This window comes from Anaerococcus sp. Marseille-P3625 (assembly GCF_900232825.1).
In the GTDB taxonomy this organism is placed as follows: Bacteria; Bacillota; Clostridia; order Tissierellales; family Peptoniphilaceae; genus Anaerococcus.
In genome coordinates, this window is the sequence record NZ_OCTP01000004.1 from 1 (window position 1) to 4,963 (window position 4,963).

Annotated in this window: 5 protein-coding genes; all 5 read left to right on the plus strand. The window is 28.6% G+C overall.

Annotated elements, in window-relative coordinates; translation table 11 throughout:
* A partial coding sequence (locus tag CS884_RS00040) for a phage antirepressor KilAC domain-containing protein (protein ID WP_099320115.1) occupies positions 1-545 on the plus strand: 545 nt, incomplete at its 5' end.
* On the plus strand, positions 538-2,328 hold the full coding sequence (locus tag CS884_RS00045) for a VirD4-like conjugal transfer protein, CD1115 family (RefSeq protein WP_001033643.1): 1,791 nt from the start codon (positions 538-540) through the stop codon (positions 2,326-2,328). The genes CS884_RS00040 and CS884_RS00045, both read left to right, overlap by 8 nt.
* Positions 2,329-2,389: 61 nt before the next feature.
* Positions 2,390-2,926, plus strand: coding sequence for a ClbS/DfsB family four-helix bundle protein (locus CS884_RS00050; RefSeq protein WP_001258251.1), 537 nt, complete (start codon positions 2,390-2,392; stop codon positions 2,924-2,926).
* A gap of 17 nt (positions 2,927-2,943) precedes the next feature.
* Complete coding sequence (locus CS884_RS00055; protein ID WP_001105422.1) at positions 2,944-4,413, plus strand: PIN-like domain-containing protein; 1,470 nt, start codon at positions 2,944-2,946, stop codon at positions 4,411-4,413.
* Between the two features lie 195 nt (positions 4,414-4,608).
* Entirely contained in the window at positions 4,609-4,920 is a 312-nt protein-coding gene (locus CS884_RS00060; RefSeq protein WP_002839977.1) for a hypothetical protein, read from the plus strand.
* The last annotated feature ends 43 nt before the right edge of the window (positions 4,921-4,963 follow it).

Below are 4,963 nucleotides of genomic sequence, written 5' to 3' on the forward strand. Positions count from 1 at the left end.
GAATACAGAATATTTCAATAATTAACGAATCAGGATTGTATTCACTTATCCTCTCATCAAAACTACCACAAGCAAAAATATTCAAAGCTTGGGTAACTAGAGAAGTCTTACCAAGTATTAGAAAAAACGGAGGATATATAGTAGGGCAAGAAAAGAAAACTAATGAAGATCTACTTGCAGATGCAATTCTTGTAGCCAATAGAATTATTGCTGAAAGAGAAGAAGAAATTGAAGAATTAAGACCAAAGGCAGATTATTATGACAAATTAGTAGATTATAACCTACTTACAAACTTTAGAAATACTGCCAAAGAGTTAGGAATACCACAAAATCAATTTATAAGTTTTCTAATGGATAAGGGATTAATTTACAGAGATAAGAAAAAGAAACTCTTACCTTATGCAGATAAGAACAAGGGATATTTTGAAGTAAAAGAATGGATTGATCCACTAGGTACACTTGTAGGAATACAAACATTAATAACACCAAAGGGAAGACACTACCTACTAATTTTATTAGATAGTGAAGGTTTCTACGATGAATAAGATATTAGAAGCCATTCTTTCTGATATTAAAAACCTAATTAAAATAGACAACCCAAAGAAATTTATATTATCAAACATTCCCTATCTATCATTCTTCTACATTGGAAATATCTTTTCTAAGCACATCAATTCTTATGTAGGAGGAGATATTATTGATAAAATAATGGTGGGAATTTCTGATATAGGAACTTTATCTTATATACCAAGCCTTAATCCAAGGGACTTGTTAGTAGGTATTTCAGTTGCTGGTCTTGTTAAGTTAATTGTTTACAGCAAAGGTAAAAACAAAAAGAAATATAGGCAAGGCAAGGAATATGGATCTGCAAGATGGGGAGAAAGTAAGGATATTGCTCCATATATTGACCCTAAGTTTGAAAACAATGTTCTCATAACTAATACCGAAAGACTAACAATGAACTCAAGACCTAAAAACCCTAAATATGCCAGAAATAAAAATGTATTAGTAATAGGTGGTTCTGGATCAGGTAAAACGAGATTTTATGTAAAGCCAAATCTAATGCAAATGCATTCTTCCTATGTAGTAACAGACCCTAAAGGCACACTTGTGTTAGAATGTGGAAAAATGCTTTATGAAAATGGTTACGACATAAAGATATTAAACACAATAAACTTTAAAAAATCTATGAAATACAATCCCTTTGCATACTTGAGAAGTGAAAAAGATATTTTAAAGCTTGTCCAAACCATAATTGCTAACACCAAGGGAGATGGAGAAAAGGCAGGAGAAGATTTTTGGGTAAAGGCTGAAAAGTTATATTACACTGCTCTTATTGGGTATATTTATTATGAAGCACCTGAAGAAGAAAAGAATTTTAAAACACTCTTAGATATGATTGACGCAAGTGAGGTTAGAGAAGATGACGAAACCTATATGAACCCAATTGATAGGCTTTTTGAAGCTCTTGAAAAGAAAGATCCAAGTCATTTTGCAGTTAAGCAATACAAGAAATATAAGCTGGCAGCAGGAAAAACTGCCAAGTCAATTCTAATATCTTGTGGAGCAAGACTTGCACCTTTTGATATAAGAGAGCTTAGAGAACTAATGAGCGAAGATGAATTAGAGCTTGATAAAATTGGAGATAGAAAAACTGCTTTATTCGTAATAATATCAGATACAGATGATACCTTTAACTTTGTAGTTTCAATAATGTATTCTCAACTATTTAATCTTCTATGTGATAAGGCAGATGATGTGTATGGTGGAAGACTTCCAGTTCATGTTAGGTGTCTACTTGATGAGTTTGCAAATATAGGATTAATTCCTAAATTTGAAAAATTGATTGCAACAATTCGTTCAAGAGAAATATCGGCAAGCATAATACTGCAAGCACAATCTCAATTAAAAGCAATCTATAAAGACCATGCAGATACAATAGTTGGTAACTGCGACTCTACACTCTTTTTAGGAGGAAAAGAAAAAACAACAGTAAAAGAATTATCTGAAACCTTAGGAAAAGAAACCATAGACCTATATAACACATCAGAAACAAGATCCAATCAAAAATCTTTTGGTCTAAATTACCAAAAAACTGGCAAGGAACTTATGAGTCAAGATGAAATAACTGTAATGGATGGCGGTAAGTGTATTTATCAGTTAAGAGGAGTAAGACCTTTTCTATCTGATAAATTCGATATTACAAAGCATAAGAATTACAAGTTGTTGGAAGATTATGATAAGAAAAACTTGTTTGATGTGGAAGAGTATTTAACAAATAGAGATAAAATAAAAATAAACAGGAACAGTTTGATTACAAGATTATGAATTAAGCCTAGGATAAAAATATTTTTGGTATAATATCTATATAAACCATGGAGGTAGGCATATGAGGTCTTATGAAAGTAAGGAAGAATTAAAAAATGAGATAAAGAAAACTTTTGGAAAATATATTTCAGAGTTTGATAATATCCCAGAAGAATTAAAAGATAAAAGAGTAGATCAAGTTGATAGGACACCAGCTGAAAATCTTGCCTATCAAGTAGGTTGGACAACTTTAGTTTTGAAATGGGAAGAAGATGAAAAAAAGGGAATTGAGGTTAAAACGCCATCTGACAAATTTAAGTGGAATCAACTTGGAGAATTGTATCAATGGTTTACAGATACCTATGCTCATAAATCGTTAAAGGAATTAAAAGAACAACTATCACAGAATATAGAAGATATTTACTCTTTGATAGATAATCTTACAGAGGAAGAATTATTTAAACCACATATGAGAAAATGGGCAGATGAAGCAACAAAAACTGCAACTTGGGAAGTATATAAATTTATCCATGTAAATACAGTAGCACCATTTGGAACATTTAGGACTAAGATTAGAAAATGGAAAAAACTTAATAATTTTGTGAATGTAATTAAATAATAAGGTTGGTGCTTTAATTGAATTATGAAAAATTTAAAAAAATAATAAATAGAAAAACCTCTATAATAGTATTAGATACAAATGTAATACTTGACTTAGCTCGATATTCATTATACAGTAGCAAAAACATATTAGAAATTTTCAAGGAGTGTAAGGATTTAATATGGATTCCGAATCAAGTGTATAAAGAATTTAATAAAAATAAATATAGCGTATTCGGACAATTGAAAAAAAAGTATCAAAATTTTGAAAAAGATTTACTAAGAGTAATTGAAAGGAGTCAAAAAAATTTAGAGAGTGTCTTGATTAAATCATCTAAATATAATTATTTTGGAAGAAAAAATTTGGAGAATGATTTAAATAACAAGTTAGTTGAATTAAAACAAATAATCAAATCTTATAAAAATAGTGTTGGTATTGAATATGATGAAATAACAACAGATTCTCCTGAAATAATTAAAGATATAGATAATCTTATTTCATATTTAGAAAAAAATAATAGGATAGGTAATAGGATAAGGTTTAGTGAACAATTAAAAATTATTAGAGAGGGTGAACTTAGGTATAAATATAAAATTCCGCCTGGATATGAGGACATTAATAAAGATGGAGTTGAAAAATTTGGAGATTTATTTGTTTGGAAAGAGATATTAGATTTACCAGTTGAAAAATCAGTAAAAGATATTATTTTTATTACGAATGATATAAAAGAAGACTGGTGGAGTAAGGATAGTCAAGATAATTTAGTAGTTCACGATAAATTATTAAGTGAATTTAAAGAAAAAAATCCAAATGTAAATATTGAATTTTTAACAACAGGAATGTTTCAGAATTTCGCTTCAAAAGTATATGATAGATATGATTTTAATGTTTATGTAGATTTAAATAGAAAAGATGTGTCATATGTAGAAAGAGTAAAACAAGATATTTCTAATGATATAGTTGACAGTATTTATAATAACAACTATTATTATCTAGAATCGTATGTTATTGGAAGTGAGGGTATTGAAGAATTAGATATAAATAATTGTGAATTCAATGAGATATTAGATACTTATGAAGAGTTTACAGACGAGATTGTTAGTATAACTTATGAGCTAGAATATTTAATAAATTTAAGTTGTGTATCCTTTGATTATTGGGGACGTGATGATGATACAAAAGAAGTCATACAATCACCACCAATAGAACAAGAATTTAGTGGAAGTGTCATAGTTAATGTCACAAGATTAATTAATAAAGATGATATCGAAGAAGATTCTTTTTATATTAATAATGATAAAGAATATACAGATATTGAAATAATTGAAATTCAGATAGATCAAGATTCTATAAACAAAAATGAAGAAGACTACGATGACTCTTATTTAGAAGAGGAGAATTACAATAATGATTATGCATTTATTTGCTCTAAATGTGGAAAGGGATTTAAGGATAGGCGAGAAGATGTAGGTGGTATTTGTCGAGATTGTTCATTTAATGATTAATAATATAGGATATTTTATTAAAGCAGTAATTATAAAGTTTACTGCTTTTTTTATACTCAAAATTAGGAGGTTAAGATGTTAAGGATAAGAGCTCCTACTTAGAACAATTTAATAAGGAATAATGTATAGCGATTGGAAATAAATAGATCCAGTCGCTTTTTTAATTGAAATTTATAGATTAAGGAGAAGAAATTAATGGATAGAGAAATGATAAATATTAATGCAAATTTAGTTAAAGAAGTGGAATTATCAGAATTTGAAAGAGATGGAGAAAAAGTAGATGTAGCAAATTTTACTCTCATTAAAAAATATGGTAAAGGAAAAGAATATATAAATTGTTCAGTCTACGGAGAAAAAAGCGAACGTGCAAAAGAATTAGATAAAGGAGATCTAATCCATGTCTTTGGATATTTCAAAGAAAACAAAAAAGGAGATAAGGTCTACAAGAATTTTATAGTTAAATCACTAAATAAAATAGAAAATAAGAAAGAAAACGAGGAGGAATAATATGGAATTTTTTACAGCTGGAGTTGGAGTTTTAAAGACACTT